This is a genomic window from Streptomyces sp. Tue6028, from assembly GCF_002300165.1.
Taxonomy (GTDB): Bacteria; Actinomycetota; Actinomycetes; order Streptomycetales; family Streptomycetaceae; genus Streptomyces; species Streptomyces siamensis.
The window spans coordinates 47,128-70,002 of sequence record NZ_MLCE01000010.1; the positions used below are offsets into that span (position 1 = coordinate 47,128).

General features: G+C 72.7%; 21 protein-coding genes and 1 pseudogene. 13 read left to right on the forward strand and 9 right to left on the reverse strand.

Annotated features, from left to right (window positions below; all coding sequences use genetic code 11):
- Positions 1-48 precede the first annotated feature (48 nt).
- Together BKI49_RS08380 and BKI49_RS08385 are read left to right on the forward strand one after the other, a co-directional pair.
- Positions 49-954 (forward strand): pseudouridine-5'-phosphate glycosidase, encoded by a 906-nt coding sequence (locus BKI49_RS08380; protein ID WP_095933580.1) that lies wholly within the window; start codon positions 49-51, stop codon positions 952-954.
- Positions 951-1,898, forward strand: a complete 948-nt coding sequence (locus BKI49_RS08385) for a carbohydrate kinase family protein (protein WP_095933581.1) — start codon at positions 951-953, stop codon at positions 1,896-1,898. Before BKI49_RS08380 ends, BKI49_RS08385 begins: the two co-directional genes overlap by 4 nt.
- Positions 1,899-1,941: 43 nt before the next feature.
- Here BKI49_RS08385 and BKI49_RS08390 read toward each other — a convergent pair whose 3' ends face one another.
- On the reverse strand, positions 1,942-2,736 hold the full coding sequence (locus BKI49_RS08390; protein ID WP_095933752.1) for a class I SAM-dependent methyltransferase: 795 nt from the start codon (positions 2,734-2,736) through the stop codon (positions 1,942-1,944).
- A 386-nt stretch (positions 2,737-3,122) separates the two neighbouring features.
- On the opposite strand from BKI49_RS08390, the gene BKI49_RS08395 reads away from it, so the two are divergent.
- The gene (locus BKI49_RS08395) at positions 3,123-4,250 is read left to right on the forward strand and encodes a magnesium and cobalt transport protein CorA (RefSeq protein WP_095933582.1); all 1,128 of its coding nucleotides are present in this window, start codon (positions 3,123-3,125) and stop codon (positions 4,248-4,250) included.
- Between the two features lie 66 nt (positions 4,251-4,316).
- Here BKI49_RS08395 and BKI49_RS08400 read toward each other — a convergent pair whose 3' ends face one another.
- The 3 genes from BKI49_RS08400 to BKI49_RS08410 all read right to left on the reverse strand — a co-directional run bounded on the left by BKI49_RS08400 (position 4,317) and on the right by BKI49_RS08410 (position 6,023).
- Positions 4,317-4,745 (reverse strand): CBS domain-containing protein, encoded by a 429-nt coding sequence (locus BKI49_RS08400; protein WP_095933583.1) that lies wholly within the window; start codon positions 4,743-4,745, stop codon positions 4,317-4,319.
- Between the two features lie 154 nt (positions 4,746-4,899).
- Entirely contained in the window at positions 4,900-5,313 is a 414-nt protein-coding gene (locus BKI49_RS08405) for a PPOX class F420-dependent oxidoreductase (protein WP_095933584.1), read from the reverse strand.
- Between the two features lie 68 nt (positions 5,314-5,381).
- Positions 5,382-6,023: a nucleoside/nucleotide kinase family protein gene (locus tag BKI49_RS08410; RefSeq protein ID WP_095933585.1), complete on the reverse strand. Its 642-nt coding sequence runs from the start codon at positions 6,021-6,023 to the stop codon at positions 5,382-5,384.
- 148 nt (positions 6,024-6,171) lie between these two features.
- Here BKI49_RS08410 and BKI49_RS08415 point away from each other — a divergent pair.
- The 3 genes and pseudogenes from BKI49_RS08415 (at position 6,172) to BKI49_RS08425 (ending at position 9,581) form a co-directional block, all read left to right on the forward strand.
- A pseudogene (locus BKI49_RS08415) lies at positions 6,172-6,868 on the forward strand (DUF2293 domain-containing protein).
- 471 nt (positions 6,869-7,339) lie between these two features.
- Positions 7,340-7,819, forward strand: a complete 480-nt coding sequence (locus BKI49_RS08420; protein ID WP_095933586.1) for an anthrone oxygenase family protein — start codon at positions 7,340-7,342, stop codon at positions 7,817-7,819.
- Between the two features lie 271 nt (positions 7,820-8,090).
- Positions 8,091-9,581, forward strand: a complete 1,491-nt coding sequence (locus BKI49_RS08425; RefSeq protein ID WP_095933587.1) for a glutamate synthase subunit beta — start codon at positions 8,091-8,093, stop codon at positions 9,579-9,581.
- Positions 9,582-9,612: 31 nt separating this feature from the next.
- On the opposite strand, the gene BKI49_RS08430 is transcribed toward BKI49_RS08425, so the two are convergent.
- Positions 9,613-10,194, reverse strand: a complete 582-nt coding sequence (locus tag BKI49_RS08430; protein WP_373557527.1) for a carboxymuconolactone decarboxylase family protein — start codon at positions 10,192-10,194, stop codon at positions 9,613-9,615.
- A gap of 41 nt (positions 10,195-10,235) precedes the next feature.
- Between BKI49_RS08430 and pdxR the strand changes: the two genes are divergently transcribed.
- From pdxR to BKI49_RS08455, 4 genes are all read left to right on the forward strand, one after another.
- Positions 10,236-11,648, forward strand: a complete 1,413-nt coding sequence (gene pdxR, locus BKI49_RS08435; RefSeq protein WP_095933588.1) for a MocR-like pyridoxine biosynthesis transcription factor PdxR — start codon at positions 10,236-10,238, stop codon at positions 11,646-11,648.
- Positions 11,649-11,878: 230 nt separating this feature from the next.
- A complete protein-coding gene (locus BKI49_RS35525; RefSeq protein WP_257004664.1) occupies positions 11,879-14,455 on the forward strand; it encodes a PEP/pyruvate-binding domain-containing protein in 2,577 nt (858 codons plus the stop codon).
- Positions 14,452-15,351, forward strand: a complete 900-nt coding sequence (locus tag BKI49_RS08450) for a hypothetical protein (RefSeq protein WP_095933589.1) — start codon at positions 14,452-14,454, stop codon at positions 15,349-15,351. The genes BKI49_RS35525 and BKI49_RS08450 overlap by 4 nt, the downstream gene beginning before the upstream one ends.
- Positions 15,352-15,610: 259 nt before the next feature.
- On the forward strand, positions 15,611-16,342 hold the full coding sequence (locus BKI49_RS08455; protein WP_095933590.1) for a protein tyrosine phosphatase family protein: 732 nt from the start codon (positions 15,611-15,613) through the stop codon (positions 16,340-16,342).
- A gap of 275 nt (positions 16,343-16,617) precedes the next feature.
- Here the strand turns inward: BKI49_RS08455 and BKI49_RS08460 are convergent, their stop codons facing one another.
- Together BKI49_RS08460 and BKI49_RS08465 are read right to left on the reverse strand one after the other, a co-directional pair.
- Positions 16,618-16,881 carry a DUF397 domain-containing protein gene (locus BKI49_RS08460; protein ID WP_028805992.1) on the reverse strand — a complete coding sequence of 88 codons (264 nt, stop codon included), beginning with the start codon at positions 16,879-16,881 and terminating at the stop codon, positions 16,618-16,620.
- A complete protein-coding gene (locus BKI49_RS08465) occupies positions 16,882-17,742 on the reverse strand; it encodes a helix-turn-helix domain-containing protein (RefSeq protein WP_028805993.1) in 861 nt (286 codons plus the stop codon).
- A gap of 320 nt (positions 17,743-18,062) precedes the next feature.
- On the opposite strand from BKI49_RS08465, the gene BKI49_RS35700 reads away from it, so the two are divergent.
- From BKI49_RS35700 to BKI49_RS08480, 3 genes are all read left to right on the forward strand, one after another.
- Positions 18,063-18,845, forward strand: a complete 783-nt coding sequence (locus BKI49_RS35700) for an ATP-binding protein (protein WP_257004665.1) — start codon at positions 18,063-18,065, stop codon at positions 18,843-18,845.
- Entirely contained in the window at positions 18,836-19,288 is a 453-nt protein-coding gene (locus BKI49_RS08475) for a hypothetical protein (protein WP_095933591.1), read from the forward strand. The genes BKI49_RS35700 and BKI49_RS08475 overlap by 10 nt, the downstream gene beginning before the upstream one ends.
- 441 nt (positions 19,289-19,729) lie before the next feature.
- Positions 19,730-21,592 (forward strand): ABC transporter ATP-binding protein, encoded by a 1,863-nt coding sequence (locus tag BKI49_RS08480; protein ID WP_095933756.1) that lies wholly within the window; start codon positions 19,730-19,732, stop codon positions 21,590-21,592.
- Between the two features lie 88 nt (positions 21,593-21,680).
- Here the strand turns inward: BKI49_RS08480 and BKI49_RS35210 are convergent, their stop codons facing one another.
- Positions 21,681-21,854: a hypothetical protein gene (locus BKI49_RS35210; protein ID WP_095933592.1), complete on the reverse strand. Its 174-nt coding sequence runs from the start codon at positions 21,852-21,854 to the stop codon at positions 21,681-21,683.
- A 185-nt stretch (positions 21,855-22,039) separates the two neighbouring features.
- Positions 22,040-22,744 carry a DUF899 domain-containing protein gene (locus BKI49_RS08490; protein WP_095933593.1) on the reverse strand — a complete coding sequence of 235 codons (705 nt, stop codon included), beginning with the start codon at positions 22,742-22,744 and terminating at the stop codon, positions 22,040-22,042.
- Positions 22,745-22,875: the final 131 nt, after the last annotated feature.

Consider the following 22,875-nt stretch of genomic DNA (forward strand, 5'->3'; position numbering starts at 1 on the left):
CGCCAGAGATCCAGATAGGGGGAACCTCGACCGACAGGAGGCAGACGCGTGATCGTGGTGTCCGAAGAGGTGCGAGAGGCGCTCGACGCGCGCCGGCCGGTGGTGGCTCTGGAGTCGACGATCATCGCGCACGGGCTGCCGCGCCCACGCAATCTGCAGGTCGCGCTGGAGCTGGAGGACGCCGTACGGCAGGAGGGCGCGGTACCCGCGACGATCGCGGTGCTCGACGGGCGGCCCCACGTGGGACTGGACAAGGACCAGGTGGAGCGGGTCGCCAACGAGGACGGGATCCGCAAACTGGGCCACCGAGACCTGCCCCTCGCCATGGCGGCGGGCGCGAGCGGGGCGACGACGGTGTCCGCGACGGCGCTGCTGGCCGCGCGGGCGGGTCTGCGGGTGTTCGCCACGGGCGGGCTGGGCGGGGTGCACCGGGAGTGGACGGTGACGCAGGACGAGTCCGCCGACCTGGGCCTGCTGGCGCGTACCCGGATCACGGTGGTGTGCGCGGGCGTGAAGTCGATCCTGGACGTGCCGGCGACCCTGCAGCGGCTGGAGACGCTCGGTGTGGCGGTCGCCGGGTACGGCACGGACCGGTTCCCCGGCTTCTATCTGTCGGACTCCGGTCATCCCGTCGACTGGACGTTGGACTCCCCCGAGCAGGTCGCCGAGGTCATGCGCGCACAGGACGCGCTGGACGCCCCGGACTCGTCCCTCGTCGTGGCGAACCCGGTGCCCAAGGAGGAGCAGCTCGATCCAGGGCTCCACGCGCGCGTGCTCGCCGACGCGCTGCAGGCGTGCGAGGCGGAGGGGGTGACGGGGCAGGCGGTGACGCCGTTCCTGCTGGACTACTTGGTCCGGCACACCGACGGTGCCTCGCTGAGCGCCAATCTGGCCGCGGTGCGCGGCAACGTACGCCTCGCGGCGCGCATCGCGGCGGCCTGGGCCCGGGTGTGAACGGGACGGACCGCGGGGACTCCGGGCCGGGCGCCGGGAGCTCCGCGGGCGCGCTGCTGGTCGTCGGGGACGTGGTCACGGATGTCGTCGCCCGGCATCGGGGGCCGCTCACCACGGGTACGGACACGGCTGCCGCGATCCGGACCCTGCCGGGCGGGGCGGGCGCCAACGTCGCGTGCTGGGCGGCGCATCGGGGCTGCCCGGACGTACGGCTGCTCGGCCGGGTGGGCAAGGAAGCGGCCGAGTGGCACGGACGTGAGCTCGCCGCCTGCGGGGTACGTCCGCTGCTGGTCGTGGATCCGCGGGCGCCGACCGGGACGGTGATCTGTCTGGTCGACGGGGGTGCCGCGGCGGAGCGGACGTTCCTCACGGACAGCGGGGCGTCCCTGCGGCTCGAACCGGCCGACTGGTCGTCCGCGCTCCTCGACGGTGTGGCGCGGCTGCACCTGTCGGGATACCTGCTCTTCTCCGAGCCGGGCAGGGCGTTGTTGCCGGTGGCGCTGGAGTCGGCACGCGCGCGTGGCGTGCCGGTGAGTCTGGATCCGGCGTCGGCGGGTTTCCTCGTCGAACTGGGCGTGGACCGCTTCCTCGGACTCGTCGAGGGCATCGACGTCCTGCTGCCCAGCCGTGCCGAGGCGCACCTGCTGACCGGGCTGCCCGATCCGGCCGACGCCGCGGCCAAGCTGAGCCACCACGTGCCCCTGGTCGTCGCGAAGCAGGGAGGCGACGGAGCCCTGGTGGCCCGTTCGGGGCGCATCCTGACCCGCGTCCCGGCTGCGCCCGCGACCCCTCGCGACACCACGGGGGCCGGGGACGCCTTCACCGGGGCGTTCCTGGCCGCCCTGCTCGCGGGCGCGGAACCCGAGGAGGCGGCGGTGGAGGGGTGCGCGGCGGGAGCGAGGGCGGTCGAGCGGGTCGGCGGCAGGCCTCCGGCGCGCCCCTGACGACAGGCATGAGCAGCCGGCGAGGGCACGGTGGCCGCGCCGGCTACTTCTTGCGCCCCCACGCCGAGATCATCGGTGCCGTCGCCAGGTCCATGCCTCCGGAGGCGACGTTGGCGAGGTGCTGGTCGATCTCCTCGTGGGTGGCGAGGCCCGCGCCGATCAGCCGGTCGCGGATCTGCTGGACCGTCGCCGTCTCCAGCGCGGTGCAGGCGGGTGAGGCGACGGGGAAGTACGCGTCGGCCTCGACGCCGCTCAGGCCGGCCTCGCGGAGCAGGCGCGGGAGCTTGCGGCCGTACGCGAGGTCGGCGCCGCGCTCCGCGAGCAGACTGCGGAACCCCTTGCGCAGCCGGTTCGCGAGCTGCTGTTCGGGGCCGTACTCGTCGGGGCAGAGCAGGGGCTGCAGGGCGGGGTCGGCGTCCTCGACGAGGAGTCGGCCCCCGGGCCGCAGGGCTCGGATCATCGAGCGCAACGCCCGCTCCCGGTCCGGCACATGGACCAGGACGAGTCGGGCGTGCACGAGGTCGAAGCCCTCCCCCGGCGGTTCCTCCGCACCCACGTCGTGGACGCGGACCTCGACGGGCGAGCGCGCGACCGAGGCCACCCACGAGGTGTCGATGTCGGTGGCGAGGACCCGTCCGGTCGGGCCGACCTTCTTGGCGAGCCAGGACACCACGGACGTGCCGCCCGCACCGACCTCCCAGCAGCGCCAGCCGGATCCGATGCCGAAGCTCTCGAAGTGCCGGAACGTCGTGGGGTCGAAGACGGTGGCGAAGGCGTCGAAGCGCTGCCCCGCCTCGTTCTGCCGGTTGTCGAGGAGGTATCCGTCGGTTCGCGTCATGGAGAGATCATCCCAGTTGACCGGCTTGCCGGGAATCGGCGACGCTCCCGTCGTCGGCACCGGCGGGACCGCTCCCACCCGCGAGACTCCCTCGCGACACCCACCGGCCGCTCCTCGCCCACGCGCCCGCATGCGCGAGCTCCGTGCGGGCACCCGTCCAACCGCAGGCCCGTACGGGTAACGGTCGGGCGCGCCTCGCGGGCACCCGCGAGACGCCGACCTCGGCGGTGCCGGCGCGGACCGGCGGCGCTTTCCCGTACCCACCCACACCCAGCGGAACGGAATATTCCGTTCCCACAGCCTTTTCCGGCATCCGATCAGGGCTGGCAGACTGGCGCGCCAAGGCGCAAAGTGCGGCGCGAGGAGATCCACGCAAGGAGATCCAGATGTCCATGGCAGGGAATCTGCGGAAGGTGACGGCCCTCGGCGCGGTCGGCGGCCTCCGCAAGGTGGCACGGCTGACACGGCGGCGTGCCCGTGTCGACCTGAGCCACCCCGCCCGGTCTCCCCTGGGCTCCGCGGTGGTGAACTGCGTCGCGTATCGGGACGGCGCCAGAGTTCCTGGCGGCCGCGACCTGGTCGACACCGTGGAGCGGATCCGCAAGGACGAGGACGGTTTCGTCTGGCTCGGGCTGCACGAGCCGACGGATCGCGAGTTCGCCGGCATCGCCGAACTCTTCGACCTTCACCCGCTGGCGGTCGAGGACGCGGTGGAAGCCCATCAGCGCCCGAAGCTGGAGCGGTACGGCGACACGCTGTTCGCGGTGTTCAAGACTGTCTGCTACGTCGAGCACAAGGAACTGACGGCGACCAGCGAAGTGGTCGACACCGGCGAGATCATGGTCTTCGTCGGACCGGACTTCGTCATCACGGTACGGCACGGACGGCACGGCTCCCTGGGGCCGTTGCGCGAGGAGCTGGAGGCCGACAGTCTGCAGTTGTCCAAGGGACCGGCGGCCGTCCTGCACGCGATCGCCGACCATGTGGTGGACGAATACGTGAGCGTCACGGACTCGGTCCAGTCGGACATCGACCAGGTCGAGGCCGATGTGTTCGCTCTCAACGGAGCCCGTGCGGACGCCGGCCGCATCTACCAGCTCAAGCGCGAACTCCTGGAGCTGAAGCGTGCGGTGGTGCCGCTCGCACGGCCCGTCCAGGAGCTCGCCACCCGGCCGATACGCGTGGTCGACCCGGAGATACAGGCCTACTTCCGCGACGTCTCCGACCATCTGACGCGCGTCGCCGAACAGATTGCGGCCTTCGACGAACTGCTCAACTCGATCCTCCAGGCCCACCTCGCGCAGGTGACCGTGTCGCAGAACGAGGACATGCGGAAGATCACGGCATGGGCTGCGGTCATCGCGGTGCCGACCATGGTCTGCGGCGTCTACGGAATGAACTTCGACAACATGCCGGAACTGCACTGGAGGTTCGGCTACCCCCTGGTCATAGGCGTGATATCCGTCGCCTGTGTCGTCCTGTATCGCGGATTCAGGCGCAACGGCTGGCTCTGAGACGCCCCTCGCCCGGCACGGCCGGCCGGACGAGAGTGCGCCCTCGGGGACGACTGGACATCCGTGTCAGCCGGCCAGGCTCCTCGCGTAGACACCCTCGACCCAGGCGGCGAGTTGTTCGTCCGTCAGATGCCGGGCCAGGTCCGCCTCGCTGATCATGCCGACCAGCCGCTTGTTCTCGATCACGGGAAGCCGGCGGATCTGGTGCCCCTTCATCTCCTGGAGCACTTCGTCGACATCTGCGCTCGAATCGATCCAGCGCGGTGTGCCCTGGGCCAGGTCTCCCGCGGTGACCTTCGCCGGGTCGTGACCCATGGCCACGCACCCGATGACGATGTCACGGTCGGTGAGGATGCCGCAGAGCCGTTCGTTCTCGTCGCTGATGGGCAGGGCGCCCACGTTGAGCTCGCGCATCAGCTGGGCGGCGCGGTCCAGGGTCTCGTGCGCGGGGATCCATTGGGCACCGCGGTGCATGATGTCTCCGGCGGTGGTCATGAAGTACCTCCCAGTGCCGGACGGCCGGCGCGGCGCGGGACGCACCGCTAGTCCCGGCGCCCTCAATTCTCGCCGTGTCGCCGGACGAACGCACCCGGAACTACGGGATTTCCGGCGACTGCCGGAGCCCCCACCCGCGCGGTGGCCCCCGGGATCAGGCGGAGAAGCCGACGACCTTCCGTGGGACGACACGGATGATCACGCGGACCTCGTCGTCCTTCTCCGCCGGGGGGTCGATCCCGAGGTACTTGTGGGAGAGCTCGTTCGGGAGCCGCTTGGCGTCGTCGGGGAGGATCTCGGCGGTGCCGCGGATCTCGACCGAGGAGTAGGGGTTGGCCAGATCGAAGACGGAGAGGCTGATGCGGGGGTCGCGTTGGAGATTGCGTACCTTCTGGCGGCCGGCGGTCGAGGAGAAGAGGACGGTGTCGCCGTCGCGCTTGATCCACACCACGGAGTTCTGAGGAGCGCCGCCGGGCCCCAGGGTGGCGACGCTGGCGAAGTTCTTGCCGTCGAGGAGGGCACGGACCGAGTCGTCGAAGGATGCCGGACTGTCGGCGGAGGTCGTCATGGACCACAGGCTAACTATATGCGCGTGCATGTAAAAGCCTTTTCGCGTCAGTAGCCGTGGGTGACCGTTCAACCGTTCCAAGCCGGGTGGCGCGGATCGTCGGCGCGCACCATGAGGTCCGCCGTGGCACCTGGGTCCACCTCGGCCTCATAGCGCGCGAAGGCGGGGAGGGTCCACTGCTCCGCCTCGGGGGAACGGCGTCGCAGGGCGCCCGGAGAAAGGAGCACGTGAACGCTGAGATCGAAGGGGAACCAGTGGCGAAGGAGGAAGGGGCCGTGCATCAACAGGATTCCGCCGGGCGGGAGTTGCACGTAGGGGCTGCGGGTGGCGCGGTCGCTGACCGGGTCCCAGAGGTCGGGCAGCACGCGCCCGTCGCCGTCCGGATCCAGGGGGCCGAAGACCTCGCGCCAGAGGGCGCCGGTGTCGAACCAGCCGTCGTAGTAGCTGTCGGCGTCCTGGTGACCGTATTCGAGGCGGAGCGACGCGGGGCGCAGGAAGCCCTCGGTGCCGACGACGAGCGAGGTCCGGCCGCGTATGCGCAGCGCCTCGGAGACGCGGTGCGCGAGTTCGCCGGGGCGGGCGGCGGGGGCTCCGTCGAAGGCGATGCGCGGCCACGGGCTGCCGTCGTCCGGCTTCAGGTCGAGCAGGCGGTCGGCGAGAAGATCGCCGAGCCGTTCCCAGGTGATCGCTTCGAGTCGCACAGAGCCCATGATGCCCCGTGCGGGCGAGGTTCTCGTCGGCCGACGGGGACGGCGGCACGACTCCGGGAGCAGCCGATACGGCCCGGGGACCGAGTCGGCCGGGAAAGACGGCATCCCACCGCATTCCGTACGGGGCGAAGGGGGGAATGAACCGCGTATGGCACCGATGGCAACTCCCGTGCAAGGGAGCGGACTTCTCGTCGTCCAGCCGCTCAAGAAGCGGCACTGCGGTGACTGCCCGGACCGGACCGCTGACGCTGCTGGTACTGGAGGAGGGGACACCGCGGTGCCTGGACTGTGCCGATCTCGGACACCTGGTCTTCCTGCCGCGCGGGGACACCGCACTGACACGGAGGTCGCGGGAGGGCAGTGCGCTGTCGGCGGTGGTGGTGCGGTTCAACCGGCGGCGTGGCCGCTACGAACGGCAGGGCCTGCTCGTGGAGGAGGAGGCCCTCACCCGCGCCGAGGCGCGGTGTCTGGCCGACGCGGAGGCGAGGAGGCGGCGCCGGGTGCGGGACGCACGGCGGCGGGAGAGGGAGGACGTGCGGTTCACGGACGCGTTCGCACGGGAGATACGCCGCCTGTTCCCGGGCTGTCCGGCCGCCCGGGCACGGGCGATCGCGGGCCATGCCTCGGTGCGGGGAAGCGGACGGGTGGGGCGCAGTGCGGCGGGCCGTGCGCTGTCGGAGGGGGCGGTGACCGCGGCGGTCCGGGCGTCCGTACGGCATGTGGACACGTCGTACGACCAGTTGCTGATGGGCGGCGTGCCGCGCCACGATGCACGCCGCCGGATCGAGGCCGTGGTGGAGGCGCGGCTCGGCGCGTGGCGCGAGGGGGGCACGGTTCACGCGTGAGGGGGGGCGTGGCCCCGGCGCGCGGCGCAAGGGCTCACGGCCCACAGCCCACAGCCCACAGCCCACAGCCCACTGGGTACGGCCCACAGCCCACGCGTCACGCGTCACAGGTCACAGGTCACAGGTCACAGGTCACAGGTCACAGGTCACAGGTCACAGGTCACAGGTCACGGCTGACGGCTGACGGCTGACGGCTGACGGCTGACGGTGAGCGGAGGTCCGGGCAGCCCGTGCTGGACGGGGCGGCTGGGCTCGTCTCCGGCGCGGGTGAGGAGCGAGCTTCACCCGTTTCCGGCGGATGCGGGGCGTGTGAGCAGGGAACCCGACCCGTGGCGCACGGGCGCGGCGCGCGTTCTGGACGTTCACGCATGTGCCCGCGCTCCTCGGTGATGGTCACTGTGGACGCAGGGGGCTTCACTTGTGGTGACGGCCGGTGCAAGATCTTTGGTCTCGGGGACGGGGGGAGTGGACATGATCGATGGACCGTACTTCGTACTGACGGTGCTGGGAGTGCTCGGCTGCGGGGTGGTGGCCGGGGTCTTCTGCGGATTCTCGACATTCGTGATGAGGGGGCTCGCCGACCTGCCGCCCGCGCAGGGGGTGGCCGCGATGAACGCGATCAATGTCGCGGCGGTGCGACCGCCGTTCATGCTGGTGTTCGTCGGCTCGGCGGGGCTGTGCGCCGTGCTCGGAGTGGTCACGTTCGTGCTGCTGCCGGACGACGGGACGGTGGAGCTGCTGCTGGGCAGCGCGCTGTATCTGTTCGGGTCGTTCGGAGTGACGATCGTCGCGAACGTCCCGCGCAACGACACGCTGCTCAAGCTGGACCCGGGGACGCAGGAGGCCGCCGTGTACTGGCACACGTACGTGCGCCAGTGGACGTGGTGGAACCACGTCCGCACGGTCGCGTCGGCCGCCGCCGCCGTGTCGTACACGCTCGCCCTGACCTGAGCCCGAGCCCCGGTCTTCCTCCCCCCGTACCGTCCGGCTCGGCCCCGGGGACACCCTCCGGACGACCTTGCCGGCGGCCCTCCCGACCACCCGGTGAGGGGCCCTCCAGCCGGCCCCGGACGGCCCCGAGGGAGCGGCCCCTCACCTGAGCGGCGGGGCTCCTGAAGCGGACGTATCGTGGCGTGAAAGGAGTGCCGCGCGGAGGTCATGGCCCGTTCATGTGCGCCGGCGCGCGGCTCCCTGCCGGTACGCGTACGCGAGGGAGACGGCCATGGCCGATCCCAAAGGGTTCATGACCACGCCGCGCGAGGAGTATCCGCGTCGGCCCATCGAGGAGCGGGTGCGGGACTGGAACGAGGTGTACGTCCCCGGAGCCCTGTTGCCGATCATCAGCAAGCAGGCCGACCGTTGCATGGACTGCGGGGTCCCCTTCTGCCACGACGCCTGTCCCCTCGGCAATCTGATCCCCGAGTGGAACGACCTGGTCTCGCGCGAGGACTGGCGGGCGGCGAGCGACCGGCTGCACGCCACCAACAACTTCCCGGAGTTCACCGGGCGGTTGTGCCCGGCTCCGTGCGAGGCCGGCTGTGTCCTCGCGATCAACCAGCCGGCGGTGACCATCAAGAACGTCGAGGTCGCCATCGCGGACCGAGCCTGGGAGGACGGCTTCACTCCCCCGCGCCCGCCCGACCGGCTGTCCGGGCGGACCATCGCCGTGATCGGCTCGGGGCCCACCGGGCTCGCGGCGGCGCAGCAGTTGACGCGGGCGGGGCACACCGTCGCCGTGTACGAGCGGGCCGACCGCGTCGGCGGACTGCTGCGGTACGGGATCCCCGCGTTCAAGATGGAGAAGCGGCACCTCGACCGGCGGCTCGCCCAGATGCGTGCGGAGGGGACCCGATTCCGTACGTCGACAGCGATCGGCAGGGACATCCGTGCCACGGATCTGAAGGCACGGTACGACGCGGTGATACTCGCCGTCGGCGCGACGGCCTGGCGTGAACTGGACGTGCCAGGAAGGGAGATGGCCGGGATCCATCAGGCGATGGAGTACCTGCCGCTGGCCGACCGGGTGTGCGAGGGCGACCTGGAGGTCTCGCCGCTGTCCGCGGCCGGCCGGCACGTGGTGATCGTCGGTGGCGGCGACACGGGCGCGGACTGCCTCGGGACGGCGGTGCGGGAGGGCGCCGCGTCGGTGACCCAGCTCGACATCTACCCGCTGCCGCGGGCCGAGCGTGACGAGGACGTCGATCCGTGGCCGACGTATCCGAAGATCTACCGGCTCTCGGCCGCGCACGAGGAGGCCGGGGCGCTGGAGACGGCACCCGCGGCGGACGCGGACGCACGGCTCTTCGCCGCGTCCACGCTCCGCTTCGCCGGGGACGCGGACGGGCACGTCCGGGAACTGCACCTCGTCGAGGTCGACGAGCGGCGCCGCCCGATCGCCGAGTCGGGGCGCACGCTCCCCGCCGATCTGGTACTGCTCGCCCTCGGCTTCTCCGGCCCGGACCGCCGGGACGGTCTGATCGACCAGCTCGGTCTCGCCCTCGACCCGCGCGGCACGATCGCGCGCGACGCGGACTTCCAGACCAACGTCCCCGGGGTGTACGCCGCCGGGGACGCGGCCCGTGGCCAGTCCCTCATCGTCTGGGCGATCGCCGAGGGCCGTGCGGTGGCCGCGGCGGTGGACCGTGCCCTGACCGGGACGTCCCGACTGCCGGCACCGATAGGTCCGTACGACCGCCCCATGACGACGTCCTGACCCCGACGCCACCCCACCGCGCGGGCCGTGCTCAGCGGCGCTCGTCGGTGCCCGCGACCTTCGCGGTGGACAGCGCCACTCGGTTCCAGGTGTTGATCGTGAAGATCAGGGCCAGGACGTGGGCCAGTTCCTGGTCGTCGAAGTGGGCCGCGGCCTGCGCGTACACGTCGTCGGGCACGCCCGCGTCGGCGACACGCGTGACGGCCTCCGTGAGCGCCAGGGCCGCCTGCTCCCGCGGCGTGAAGAAGTGGCGGGCCTCGCGCCACACCGCGACCATGTGCAGCCGGTCCTCGCTCTCCCCGGCCTTGCGTGCGTCATTGGTGTGCATGTGGAGGCAGTAGGCGCAGTGGTTCAGGTGCGAGGCACGGATCTGGATCAGTTCGACGAGCGCGGGGTCGAGCCCCTCACGGGCCGCCGCGTCGAAGCCGATGAGGGCCCGGAAGACCTTCGGGGCGGACTTCGCGAAGTCGAGGCGGGTGTTTTCGGCCACGACCGCTCCCGGGACGCCGGTGGCGCCGGTCCCTCCGGGCGCCGCGGCCGTCTCCGCGAGCCCGGCGGTGTGGGTGGCGGTGCCGGCGGTGGTCGTGTGCATCGTGTTCGTCGTCATGACCATGAATCTACGAGCCCGAAAGACCGGCTGTAGGGTTCATTTCCATGGTGGAATCATGGGTCAATTCGGCGGAGCGGATCGGCGCAGACCTGCACCTGGAGCTGTCCGGCTCGGGCGGCCGGCGGGCCGCGCTGATCCGCGCGCTGCGTGAGGCGGTACGCGGCGGGAGGCTCGCCCCGGGCAGCCGGCTGCCTCCGTACCGTTCGCTCGCCGCCGACCTGGGCATCGCGCGCAACACGGTCGCCGATGCCTACGCCGAGCTCGTCGCCGAGGGCTGGCTGACCGCCCGGCAGGGATCCGGCACGCGGGTCGCGGAGCGTGCCGCGCCGTCGGGCGCCGCCCCGGCACGAGTCCCCAAGAAATCACCGGCACGCGCGCGTGGACCCCGCCACGATCTGCAACAGGGCACGCCGGACGCCTCGTCCTTCCCGCGCGCGGCATGGCTCGCGTCGTATCGGCGAGCCGTCCAGCGGGCGCCCAACGAGGCCTTCGGGCCCGGCGATCCCGCGGGTCGCGTCGAGCTGCGCGAGGCTCTCGCAGGGTACCTGGCACGCGTGCGTGGCGTCCGTACGGAGCCCGGGCGGATCGTGATCTGCTCCGGCTTCGCGCATGCCCTGCGTCTGCTCTTTCCTCAGGTCCTGCGGGGTCCGCTGGCCGTCGAGGCGTACGGACTCGGCTTCCACCGGGATCTGCTGGCCGCCGCGTCGGTACGGACCGTGCCGCTGCCCCTGGACGAAGACGGGGCACAGGTGGGCGAGTTGGGCCGCGAGCGGGCCGTACTGCTCACTCCCGCGCACCAGTTCCCGACCGGTGGGCCGCTGCATCCGACGCGCCGCGCGGCAGTGATCGACTGGGCACGCGCGCGTGACGGGGTGATCCTGGAGGACGACTACGACGGGGAGTTCCGTTACGACCGCAAGCCCGTGGGCGCGGTCCAGGGGCTGGACCCGGAGCGGGTCGTCCACATCGGTTCGGTCAGCAAGAGCCTGTCGCCCGCGCTGCGGCTGGGCTGGATGGTCCTGCCCGAGCGGTACGTCGACCCGGTGCTCGCCGTGAAGGGTGAACGGGAGGCGTGGGCCGGCACGTTGGACCAGCTGACGCTCGCCGACTTCATCGTCTCCGGGGCGTACGACCGCCATGTGCGGCGGATGCGGCAGCGGTACCGGGCGCGGCGCGACCGGCTGGTCGCCGCGCTCGCCGAGCGGGCGCCGCACATCGAGGTGACGGGGATCGCGGCCGGGCTGCACGCGGTGCTGCGGCTGCCACCCGGGACGGAGCAGTCGGCGGTGAAGGCGGCGGTGTGGCAGGGCATCGCGCTCGACGGACTCGACGAGTTCCGGCATCCCGGGACGGACATGTCCGCGCCGGACGGGCTGGTGGTGGGGTACGCGACGCCCGCGGAGCATGCCTACGCGGCGGCGCTCGACGCGTTGTGCGGGGTGCTGCCGCCGGGCTGACCACCGGACCGCCCGGCGCCCGGGCCGGGCCGTGCGCTGGCCGGAACATGACCTCTGGTCGACCAGGAGCGGAACAACGGTGGGATCGTTGGGGACAGGAGGCGTGTCCCTGTCGCGGCCGGCCTGCACCGATGCGACCGTGGCCCGCCCCCATCCTTCGTTCCGCCGTCAGGCGCAGGGCCACCCCCGCGCGTCCCCCCTGTTGGCGGTCGGTCCTGGAGGGTGTTTCGATGACGACGCTCGACGAACGTCATGAGGACGGTGCGCGCGACGGGGAAGCCCTCCGCGACGGCACCGCGCCCGGACCGCGCGGCCACCGTGCCGTCCCGCTCGACCACCCCGCGGCGACACTGACCCGGTTCGCCGGATCCAAGGCCGCACACCTCGCGCGCGCGGCCCGCGCGGGGCTGCCGGTGCTTCCCGGCTTCGTCGTGCCCTACGAGACCCCGGCCGACCCCGAGGGCGCCACCGGTCCCCTGCCCCTCGGGAGCGCCTGGCAAGAGCTGTCCCACGACGGCACCCGCCCCCTCGTCGTACGGTCCTCGTCCCCGCAGGAGGACACCCAGGAGTCCTCTCTGGCGGGCCAGTTCGCCTCCGTGCTGGACGTGCGGGGCCTGGGTGGGTTCGGTGAGGCGATACGGACGGTCCTGGAGTCGGCGCACCGCCCCGACGGCAGCACCGCGCCGATGGCCGTGCTCGTCCAGCCGATGCTGGCGGCGCGCGTCGGGGGCGTGCTGTTCGGGGCGGACCCCGTCGAGGGCCGCACCGACCGGATGCTGGTGAGCGCGGTGCGCGGCGGGCCCGACTCGCTGGTCAGCGGTGAACAGCCGGGCACGAACTACTGGTTGAACCGACGAGGACGACTGCTGCGGACGGAACCGCCGGAAGGCACCGTGCCGCCGGAAGGTGCGGCACCGGTGGCAGGTCCGGTGCCGACGGCAGGTCCGGCGCCGACGGCAGGCGCGGTGCCGGTGCCGGCGGAAGCCGCGTCGCCGGTGGACAGTGCGGTGCCGGTGGAAGGCACGATGCCGCCGCCCGGTGCGGTCCGGTCCGACGGCGCGGCGTCGCCCCAGGGCCCGCCCCCGCCCGGGTCCGCGGTACCTCCGCACGGCCCGCTGACGCCCGAGAGCGCGGTACCACCGCAGGGGCCGCCGTCGCCCGACAGCCCGATGCCACCGCGCCACGCGACCCCGCCCGCCGCCCCCGTACCGTCCGACGGGCCGCTGCTCACATCCTCCGAACTGCGCCGACTGGCCCGGCTCGCCCGCCGTGCCCAGCGGGTCTTCGGCGGCCCCCAGGACATCGAGTTCGGGTTCGACGGGGACGGGCGGCTGTGGTTGTTCCAGAGCCGCCCGATCACCGCGATGGCGGCCCGGCCTCCGCGCAGGTCCCGGCTGCTCGGGCCCGGCCCGGTGGCAGAGACGCTGCCCGGACAGCTGGAGCCGCTGGAGGAGGACCTGTGGCTGGCCCCCATGGCCCGGGGGCTCGCCGCCGCGCTCGACATCGGGGGCAGCGCGCCACGACGGCAGTTGCGCACACTGCCGGTCGTCACGGCGGTCGGCGGACGAGCCGCCGCGGACCTGCGGCTGCTCGGGGCCGCGCCCCCGGTCCACCGGCGGCTGGCGTTCCTCAACCCGGCGCCGGGCGCCCGCAGGCTCGCCGCGGCCTGGCGGGTGGGCCGGCTGTCCGCGGCGCTGCCCGGTCTCGCGGTCGACCTCGTCGCGGACGTCGACCACCGCCTCGCCGAGACACCCTCCCCGTCCTCGCTCGCCTCCCCCGCCCTGGTCTCCGCCCTGCGCTGGGCCCGTACCGCACTGGTCTCGCTGCACGCGCAGGAGGCCCTGGCGAGTGCCCTGCTCCCGGACGGCGGGACCGCCACGGCGGCGGGCGCGGCGCTCACCGCTCTGGCGGACGCCCGCGCCGAGGGCGTCCCGGAGGACCGCATCGCGGTCGTCGAACCGGTGGTCCTGGCCCTCGTGGCGCCCAGCCTGCGCGCGGAACTGCGCCTGCCGGGAACCGCCGACGGGACGCGGCGCCACGACCGTACGGTCAAGTCGGCGGCGGGCGGGACGGGTTCGGCGCCCGGCACCCCTCTCTCCGGCGCACCCCTCTCCTCCGGCACCCCTCGCTCAGGCCCGCCCCTCCGCCACGACCGCTCCTCCCTCGCTTCCCGTTCCGCCCTCCCCTCGCTGCCGCCGCGTGAGTCCCTGCGGCTGCGGGTGCGCTGGGTGCAGGAGTTGCAGGTCCGGCTGGTGCGCGAGGGGGCACGCAGGCTGGCGGTGCGCGGCGGACTGGGCGACCCGGCGCGGGTCGGGCTGCTGCGGTGGGAGGAGTTCACCGCGGCGCTGGAGGGCGGACGACTGCCCGGCGACATGGAGGAACGGCTCCCGCGGGCCGTCTCCGCCCCGCTGCCCGACACGTTCCGGCTGACGGAGGGCGGTGTGGTCGTCGCCGAACGGCGGCGGACCGGCGACACGGACGGACGGGGCGTCGCCGGTGGGCGCGCGGCCGGTACCGCCTGGGACGGCACCGGGCCCCGCCCTCCGGACGCCGTGCTCGTGGTCCGCACCCTCGACCCGGCGCTCGCACCGCTCCTGCCCGGTCTCACGGGACTGGTCGCCCAGACCGGCAGCCCGCTGTCCCATCTCGCCGTGCTGGCAAGGGAGTTCGCACTGCCCACGGTCGTGGGGGCCTCCGACGCGGTACGCCGCTTCCCGCCCGGTTCGCGCCTCACGGTCGACGGCACGACCGGAGACGTGGGGATCACGCGCGACGGCGCCGTCGACGACGTGCGGGAGCTCCGGTGAGGCGCCTCGCGTACTTCTTCGGGGGTGCGGCCGCCGCCGGCGCGGGTGCGTACGTCGTCGTCTACCTGTACCGCTGGCAGTGGCAGCGGGCCATTCTCTGCGGGGTGCTGCTCCTCGTCGTCGAGGTGATGCTGCTCGGGATCGTCCTGCTCGGGCGGCTCTCGCGGATCGAGGAGCGGATGCGGGAGAGCGACCGGCGCCAGCAGGACGTCCTCGCCCGGCTCCGCCAGGACCGGGAGCCCGCGGGTGGTGAACGGTTCCGGTGGCTGGAGGACCCCACCAGCCGTTCCTACGTCTTCGTGCCCGTGCTCATGGTCACCGGCGTCCTGTTGTCCGGGCTCGCCTGGCTGGTCCAGCGGATCGCGTCGGCCACCGCACGTCCCTCGGCCGAGCGGCGGCTCGCCGGGCGGCTGGCCGTGCTGGCCGCGCCCGATCCGGCGGGCACGGCCGACCTGGACGATCTACCGCGCGTGGGCGCCCGGCGCGGGCGGCGCGGGACCGTACGGCTGGTCGCCGTCGGGGTCGTCGGTGCCGTCCTGCTCGCCGCCCTGGTCGGCGGGCTCGCCGAACTCACGCAGACCCGCGAGGAGCACGTGAACGAGCAGGAGGCGACCTCCGTGCTCGTCCGGGTCGACATGCGCGGACAGGGAATGACGCAGCAGCGACAGGCCCTCGCGGCGCACCAACTGTGGGAACGCTGCCGGGACTCGACGTCCGCACCGCTGAACCGGGCCACCCTCGGCAGCCTCGGCGACGGCCTGTACGCCGGTGTCGTACGCCCCGCGCTCACCGACCACGACCGCATGCGGCTGACCGGATGCCTGGAGGACACGAGCATCGACCGAGCCCACCTCACGGTCGTCGGCGTCGGTGACGCGGACGCGGACGACGACTGAGGACGACCAAGGGCCACGGCCGACCGAGGGCGACGAGCCAGGACCACGGCCGGCCGAGGACGAGGACCGCGTCCGCGCGGCTCGGCCCGTCCACGCGGCTCGGCCCGTCCACGCGGCTCGGCCCGTCCACGCGGCTCGGCCCGTCCGCGCGGCTCGGCCCGTGCGGGCGGCTGCCCGGCATGCCGGGAACAACACCCTTGCCACCGGCCCGGGTTACGATGCCAAGGCGCCCCTCGTCCCCGAGCATCCCGGGTCGCCCATGGCTGTCGCCTCCGCTCCTCCGCCCCGCATCACCGTGCCCACGGGCCGATCACCGCGATCGGCGCGATCCCGCAGATGGCTCCGCACCGGCCTGCGCACCCTCACGGGTCTCGCCCTCGGCTATCTCGCCCTGTGGGCCACCGGCGCGCTCGGCATCCTTGCGCTGTCGTACTGGGCCCGTGAGGGGACCCCGCCGCCGGAGGGCGCTTACGCGGTGCGGGGCATCCACCATTTCCAACCCGTCGACGCCCGACGTACGTTGTGGCGGGGCGGCGCGCCGTCGCCCGACGGGTACCGGGCGCTCGCGCGACGGGGGTTCAGCACCGTCGTGGACCTGCGCGCCGAGGATCTCACCGCGGCGCAGCTCGCCGGGCCCCACGAGGCCGGGCTCGATGTGGTGCGCCTCCCCGTCCGCGACGGGCAGACCCCGACGCCCCGCCAGGTGGAGCGATTCCTCCGGGTCGTCGGCGAGGCCCCGGGGCCGGTGTTCGTGCACTGCGGTGCGGGCGTGGGGCGCACGGGGGCCATGGTGGCCGCGTATCTCGTGCGGACCGGCCAGGAGTCGGCACCGGCGGCGGTCAGACGGAACCTTGCGGTGGGACCGCCGTCGGTGGAGCAGATCTACTACGGGCTCAGCCTGGGACGGGATCGCGCGGACCAGCCGCCGTTGCCGGTGATCGCCGTGAGCCGCCTGGTGGACGCCCCACGGCGTATGTGGTCCAGGCTGTGACGCCTCTCCGCGGGTCGTGGCGCGTCGCGCCACGACAGGCGTGCGATCGGCGGGCGTTCAGTCGGCCGACCGATGTCGGCCGGTGGATATCGGGTGTCGGTCAGTAGATATCGAGTGACGGATATCGAGTGACGGATATCGGGTGTCGGGTTCAGGAAAGCCACAAGGCCCTCTGCGGAATCGGGACACAGAGGACGCCCGGAAACGCCAAGCAATCACGGAATCAAGGCAGATCAAGAAAACGGAGAACGCGCAGACGACGGATCGCACCTGCCTCAGGACAGCAGGAAGTCGGCCTCCCCCGCCTTCGCGCCCTGGATGAACGCGGTGATCTCGCCGGGGGTGTAGATCAGCGCGGGGCCGTCCGGATCCGCCGACTGACGGACCGCGATGCGGCCGTCGGCGAGTTTCATGGCCTCCAGGCAATTACCGCCGTTCCCGCCGCTCCACGGCTTGTGCCAACCCTCGCTGCCCAGTTCACGGGCGGGCATTCCGTTGTAGATGCGCACGTTGCCTATTGCGGGCTTGATGCGTTCCATTCACAGCTCCTTGCGGAGATCACGGAGGATCTCCTTCGTGCGATGTGCCGTAGCGGCCTGAGCCGCCATGCGGTCCATGACCTCGAGATGGGTCGCCACCTCTGAGCGCGCGTCCAGGTAGACGGCGCCGGTCAGGTACTCGCTGTAGACCATGTCCGGGAGTTCCGGCATGGCGAAGCGGAACAGCACGAAGGGCCCGTACGTGCCGGGGTGCGGGCCCGAGGAGAACGGGATCACCTGCAACGTCACATGGGGCAGTTTCGTGGCCTGGAGCAGCTTGTCGATCTGGGCGCGCATCACCTCGGGGCCGCCGATGGGACGGCGCAGGGCCGTCTCGTCCATCACGGCCCAGATCCGGGGTGCGTCCTCACGAGTGAGCAGATCCTGGCGTTGCATGCGCAGCGCCACATGGCGCTCGATGTCCTCCGGCTGGGTCTGGCCGATGGCCCCCGCCTTCAGGACGCCGCGGGCGTAGTCCTCGGTCTGCAGCAGCCCGGGCACGAAGTGGGGTTCGTACGAGCGGACGAGGGCGGCGGCGCCCTCCAGGCTGACGTGCATGGAGAACCAGTCGGGCAGGATGTCGTGGAAACGCTGCCACCAGCCCGGCTTGTTGGCCTCCTCGGCGAGTTGGACGAAGGCCTCGGCCTCCTCGTCGCCGACCCCGTACGACTTCAGCAGGAGCTGGAGATACGGGATCTTGAGGGAGACCTCGGCCGTCTCCATGCGGCGGACCGTGGCGGGCGCGACGCGCAGGATGCGGGCCGCCTCCTCGCGCTTGAGACCCGCGCGTTCCCGCAGGTCCAGCAGGCGCCGGCCGAGGACGACCTGGCCCACCGTCGGCGCGGACCGCGGTTCGCTCACGCCCCACCTCCACTGTGTCCGGACAGGCCGGGCGGCGCCGTCCGGGGTCTCTTCGACTGGTCCCAACTGGCGCCGCTCGACGTGCTGTTGCGAGCAGTGTGCCACGCGCCTCCACCGAGTCACACGGCACTCTGCAATTTTCAGAGTGACACTTGCCAAGTGTTCACGTCGGGGCGATAGTGGCAAGCGTGACTCCGTCCGCGCCGTTAGGAACAGACGCCGCCGAAGACCGGTCCGGTCTCCGCGCCGCCGCAGGGCTCCGCCCCGGCGCGGCTGCCGAGCGCCGGTTCCGTTTCGAGCTGTCCGCACACCCGGGCTCCGTGGCTCAGGCAAGACGCCTGACCCGTGCCCGCCTGGCCCGCTGGGCGGTGTGCGAGGACACCTGCGACACGGCGGCTCTCGTCGTCTCCGAGCTGGTCACCAACGCGATCGTCCATGCCGCCGGTGAACGGGTCGTCTGCGAGCTGCACGACGGCGACGACCTGGTGCGGATAGCCGTGCGTGACGAGGGATGCGCTCCGGGCGAGCCGCACCCCTCCCCACAGCGGCCCGAGGAGGAGCACGGGAGGGGATTGCTCCTCGTCGCGGCCATGTCCAGGGCCTGGGGGGCCCAGGACACCGGCCCCGGCCTGCTGGTCTGGGCCGAGCTGGAGCGATCGGCCGGGTCCGAGCGCGCGGCGGGTCCCGAGCACGGGGCCGGGTTCGAGCACGCGGCGGGCTCCGAGCACGGGGCCGCGTCCGGGCGGACGGCACACTCCGAGCATTCGCCACAGTCCGAGCACGCGGCAGGTTCCGGCCGGTCGGCACGTTCCGAGCACGGGACGGCGTCCGAACGGTCGGCGGAGTACGACCGGCCGGCCGGAGGGGAGCACTCGGCGGGCATCGAGCGCACCGCGGCGCGGGAGCACTCGGGCACCGCCCGCGAGCGCGTGAGGGTGCCGTCCCAGCTCACGGCCGCGACGCCGCGGCCGTGCACGGCCGGCCGGCCCCGCGTGGACACCGAGGTCCGGTCGGACCTGGGCTGGAGCGCCAAGAAGCCCCCGGCCGACGGCCGGGGTTCCGGGGCCGAGGCGTCCTGGGGAACGGGGACCGCATGGGTGTGAGGGCATCGTCGGCGACGGGGCCCTCGGCACGGGTCCTGAGCCTGGACACGCTGGTGCGCGTGCGGCGCGCACAGCCGGGGTCCGGGCAGCCGAGGCGTCTCCTCGTACCGGAGGACATGACGATGCCGCTGGGCTGCGACGCCGTGTCGGTGCCGGCCCGGTTCGGCCCACTGCTGCTGCCCCGGCTGCCGCGGGTGGGCTGCGTCTACGCCGACGGGGCGCACTGGTGGTGGATCGTGCCCTCGGATTCCGACGTCGCGCTGGAGTGGCCCGCGCCCGCGCACTACGCCACGGGGGCGGTCGTCGTGGACGCGCCCGCCGAACCCGGCCTGATCCACCGGCCGGAGGGAACTGTTCCGTACACCCCGCCGATCCCCCTCTACCTGGCCGTGTGCCGGGTGACGGGGACGACACCCGTCTGGTCGCGTCCGATCAGCGCGTGAGGCCCCGCTCCGGACCAGGGCCGCGGGGCGCTCGCCGAGGGCTGCCGGCCACGGGCCGAGGACACGGGGCGCGCAGGTCAGGGGCCATCGGTCATCGGCGGCGGCCATGGAGCTCACGGAGTGACGACCCGGCATCCGGCCGAGGGCGCACCAGGTGACGACCCGGCGCCCGGCTGAGGGCGCACAGGGTGACGCCCCGGCGCCCGGCTGAGGGCGCGAGCGCCGCCCGGGCCCGTACGGCATGTCCGAAGTGCGCCGGTCGCCGCAAAACCCCGTTGCCGCCATGGGTGGAGCGCTGCGTTCCTGGGAATTGCACCGTTCGTGCGTTCTCGGGGGAGGCCATCGGTGGAGAAACCCGCACGGAAGAAGAACGGCGACGCCGACGAGCCGCCGCCGTCCGACTCGGAACATCTGCTCTTCGGCGGCCCGCTCCGGTACGACATGGGCTGGTCACAACACTCCGACGCGTTCCTGGAGTTGAACTTCCGCGCGATGGTGACGCGGCTGCCGTCACTGCTCGCGTCCAGTTTCCGGCTCGCCTGGAAGGCGGACCCGCGCGCCGCCCGGGTGGTGCTGGCCGCCGAACTGGCCCGCGGCGGAGCCCAGGCGGTCAGCCTGCTCGCGGTCAACAGCGTGCTGGGGCGGCTGATGGCGGGCGGCCCGGTCGAGGACCGGCTGCGCGGCGCGCTCCCGGCGCTGGTCACGGTCGCCGCGGTGATGCTGGTCGCCGCACTGCTGCGGGCCGCGTCGACGTACGCCACCGGGCGCCTGGAGCCGAAGGTGGAGCGGGTGGCGACCGAGCTCTACCTGGAGCGGGCCGCGGCGGTGGAACTGTCCGCGATCGAGGACGACGCCTTCCACAAACTGCTGGACACCGCGCAGTACGGAGCCCAGTCCGCGCGCCGCATGATCAGCATCGCGACCCGGGTCGTGAACGCGCTGATCTCGCTGTGCGCGGCCGCCGGTGTCCTGACGGTGCTGCACCCCGCGCTGCTGCCGCTGCTCGTCACGATGACGCTGCCGAGTGCCTGGAGCGCCCTGACGAACGCCCGGCGGCGCTACGAGTCGTTCCACACCTGGGTGCAGCACGCCCGCGCCGGGCACCTGATCAGCAGTCTGCTCACCGAGCCGGCCGCGGCTCCGGAGATCCGGGTGCACGGGGTCGGGCCGTTCCTGCTGCGGCACTTCCGCTCGATGTCGGAGACCGCCGAGGCCGAACAGGCGCGGCTGGCACGGCTTTCGGCCCGCACCGGGCTGATCGCCGCCGCCTGGACGGGACTTGCCACGGTGGCGACGTACGCGACGCTGGGCGGGCTGCTGGTCGCCGGGGCGATGGCGCTGTCCGTCGCCGGGACGGCCGTGATCTCGATCCGCACCGGTTCGGCGAGCCTCGACACCCTCGTCCTGGAGATCAACTCCCTGCACGAGGAAGCCCTGTTCGTCGGCGACCTGCACCGCCTGTACGTGGAGGCCGCCGAGCGCGCGATCCCGGTGGGCGGCGATCCGCTGCCCGAGCGCCCGCGGGAGATCCGCTTCGAGAACGTCACCTTCACTTATCCGGGCGCCTCGGCCCGGCCGGCGCTCGCGGACGTGACGCTCACCGTGCCGCTGGGCAAGATCGTGGCGCTGGTCGGCGAGAACGGCTCGGGCAAGACGACCCTGGTGAAGCTGCTCGCCGGGCTGTACGCACCCGAGAGCGGGCGCATCCTGTGGGACGACGTGGACGCGGCGACCGCGGACCGGCATCAACTCGCCGAGCGCATCGCGATGGTGGCGCAGGACTTCAAGCGGTGGCCCTTCACGGCCCGCGTCAACGTCGCGATCGGCCGTGCCTCGGCGCCGCTGACCAGGGAGCGCGTCACGGCGTCGGTCGCCGAGGCGGGAGCCGAGGAGGTCGTGGCCGATCTCCCGCGGGGGCTGGACACGCTTCTGGCCCGCGGTTTCAGCGGCGGTCACGAGTTGTCGGGCGGGCAGTGGCAGCGCCTGGGCATCGCCCGGGCCGCGTACCGGCGCGGCACCATCCTGATCGTGGACGAGCCGACGGCGGCCCTCGACGCCCGTGCCGAGCTGGAGGTCTTCGAGAAGATCCGGGCGCTGGCGGGCACCGGCCAGACCGTCATCCTCATCACGCACCGGCTGGCGTCGGTACGCCACGCCGATCTGGTCCATGTGCTCGACCAGGGCCGTCTCGTGGAGTCGGGGAGCCCGGACGAGCTCCTGGCGACGGGCGGCGTCTACGCGGAGTTGTACTCGCTCCAGGCGGAGCAGTTCGCGGCGCGGGTACCGACCGGGGAGGCCGGCTGACGCGAGGCGAGTACCGACCCGGAGACCGACTGACGCGGAGCGGGTACCGGCCCGGAGGCCCGTCGACCCGGCGCGCCGTCACGCCCTGTCACTCCACGGACTCGCCACCGCGCACGACGACCAGGAACGCGTCCGTGGCGAGGTCCATCACGACCTCCGCCGCCTGGCCCTCCTGGCGGCGCGCCTGCGCGAACTCCTCAGCGGGCCACGAACCGCGCGGCCCACCGGCGGGAAAGCGCTCCAGCACCGTTCGCCCGTTCACCCTGCACCTCCATGTCGCGCTGTACTCGAAGAGTTAAACGCCCGGCATGGGGTCGGCGGCTCGGGAAGTGACGGTACTGAGACATTGCCGACACTCGACTGTGGGTGCGGCGTGACGGATCTGACGATTCCGGTCACTCCTGGTCACCGGTGGTGCCGATGCGAACCTGCTCGGTCAGTCGTCGGTCAGTCGTCGTACTCGTCGTGGTAGCGGATGCCTGCGCTGCCCGCGGGCGCCCCCAGAGAGGACGCCCGCCCCTTGGGCTCCTCCCACTCCTCCTGCCGGCCGAGGGCCGTGAGGTCGAGAAGGCTGGTCGTGGAGCCCAGCCCGTCGAGCCCGCGTTCGTAGGTGGAGTACGTGTGGAAGACACGGTCGCGGTCGCGCAGGAAGCAGCTCGCCCCCGGGCGCTCGTAGGGTTCGCCGCCGCCGTCGCCCTCGTCGCCCGTGAAGGACACCTGGAAGTCGTGGTTGAAGTCGCTGTCGTACGACGAGTACCAGGGCACCGTCCAGCCCATGCGGGCCTTGAAGGGCAGGATCCTGGTGTACGGCGCCCTGGACACGGCGGCGAACTCGGTGCCGCGGGCCCGCAGATGGGCGAGATGCCCGATCTGGTCGAGGAAGGCCGAGCAACTGCGGCAGCCCGCGTCCCACTCGGGCGCGAACATGAAGTGGTAGACCACCAGTTGCTGCCGTCCGCGGAAGAGGTCGAGCAGCGTCGCCTTCCCGTCGCCGCCCTCGAACACGTACTCCTTGTCGATCTCGACCATCGGCAGTCCGCGCCGCTCGGCGTTGAGCGCGTCACGCGCGCGTGTGGCGGCCTTCTCCTGGACCAGCAGTTTCTCGCGCGCGGCGCGCCACTCCTCGCGCGAGACGATCCGCGGAAGCGTCATGTGCTCCTCCTACGCAACAGTGCCTTGTCTGTGGTGACCGGCGGGAGAAGCAGAACTCATCGGCGTATCGGGGAGATTTTTCGTCGGTGCGTCGCCACGAGCGTGAGCGGCCCTCGGGCGCACCGGGCGGA

Excerpts from the sequence above, each read along its gene's own strand:
- BKI49_RS08390 (WP_095933752.1), bottom strand. The coding sequence starts at position 2,736 with ATGACGCGAACCGACGGATACCTCCTCGACAACCGGCAGAACGAGGCG.
- BKI49_RS08395 (WP_095933582.1), top strand. The coding sequence starts at position 3,123 with ATGTCCATGGCAGGGAATCTGCGGAAGGTGACGGCCCTCGGCGCGGTC.
- BKI49_RS08400 (WP_095933583.1), bottom strand. The coding sequence starts at position 4,745 with ATGACCACCGCCGGAGACATCATGCACCGCGGTGCCCAATGGATCCCC.
- BKI49_RS08405 (WP_095933584.1), bottom strand. The coding sequence starts at position 5,313 with ATGACGACCTCCGCCGACAGTCCGGCATCCTTCGACGACTCGGTCCGT.
- BKI49_RS08410 (WP_095933585.1), bottom strand. The coding sequence starts at position 6,023 with ATGGGCTCTGTGCGACTCGAAGCGATCACCTGGGAACGGCTCGGCGAT.
- BKI49_RS08420 (WP_095933586.1), top strand. The coding sequence starts at position 7,340 with ATGATCGATGGACCGTACTTCGTACTGACGGTGCTGGGAGTGCTCGGC.
- BKI49_RS08425 (WP_095933587.1), top strand. The coding sequence starts at position 8,091 with ATGGCCGATCCCAAAGGGTTCATGACCACGCCGCGCGAGGAGTATCCG.
- BKI49_RS08430 (WP_373557527.1), bottom strand. The coding sequence starts at position 10,194 with ATGGTCATGACGACGAACACGATGCACACGACCACCGCCGGCACCGCC.
- pdxR (WP_095933588.1), top strand. The coding sequence starts at position 10,236 with ATGGTGGAATCATGGGTCAATTCGGCGGAGCGGATCGGCGCAGACCTG.
- BKI49_RS35525 (WP_257004664.1), top strand. The coding sequence starts at position 11,879 with ATGACGACGCTCGACGAACGTCATGAGGACGGTGCGCGCGACGGGGAA.
- BKI49_RS08455 (WP_095933590.1), top strand. The coding sequence starts at position 15,611 with ATGGCTGTCGCCTCCGCTCCTCCGCCCCGCATCACCGTGCCCACGGGC.
- BKI49_RS08460 (WP_028805992.1), bottom strand. The coding sequence starts at position 16,881 with ATGGAACGCATCAAGCCCGCAATAGGCAACGTGCGCATCTACAACGGA.
- BKI49_RS08475 (WP_095933591.1), top strand. The coding sequence starts at position 18,836 with ATGGGTGTGAGGGCATCGTCGGCGACGGGGCCCTCGGCACGGGTCCTG.
- BKI49_RS08480 (WP_095933756.1), top strand. The coding sequence starts at position 19,730 with ATGGGCTGGTCACAACACTCCGACGCGTTCCTGGAGTTGAACTTCCGC.
- BKI49_RS08490 (WP_095933593.1), bottom strand. The coding sequence starts at position 22,744 with ATGACGCTTCCGCGGATCGTCTCGCGCGAGGAGTGGCGCGCCGCGCGC.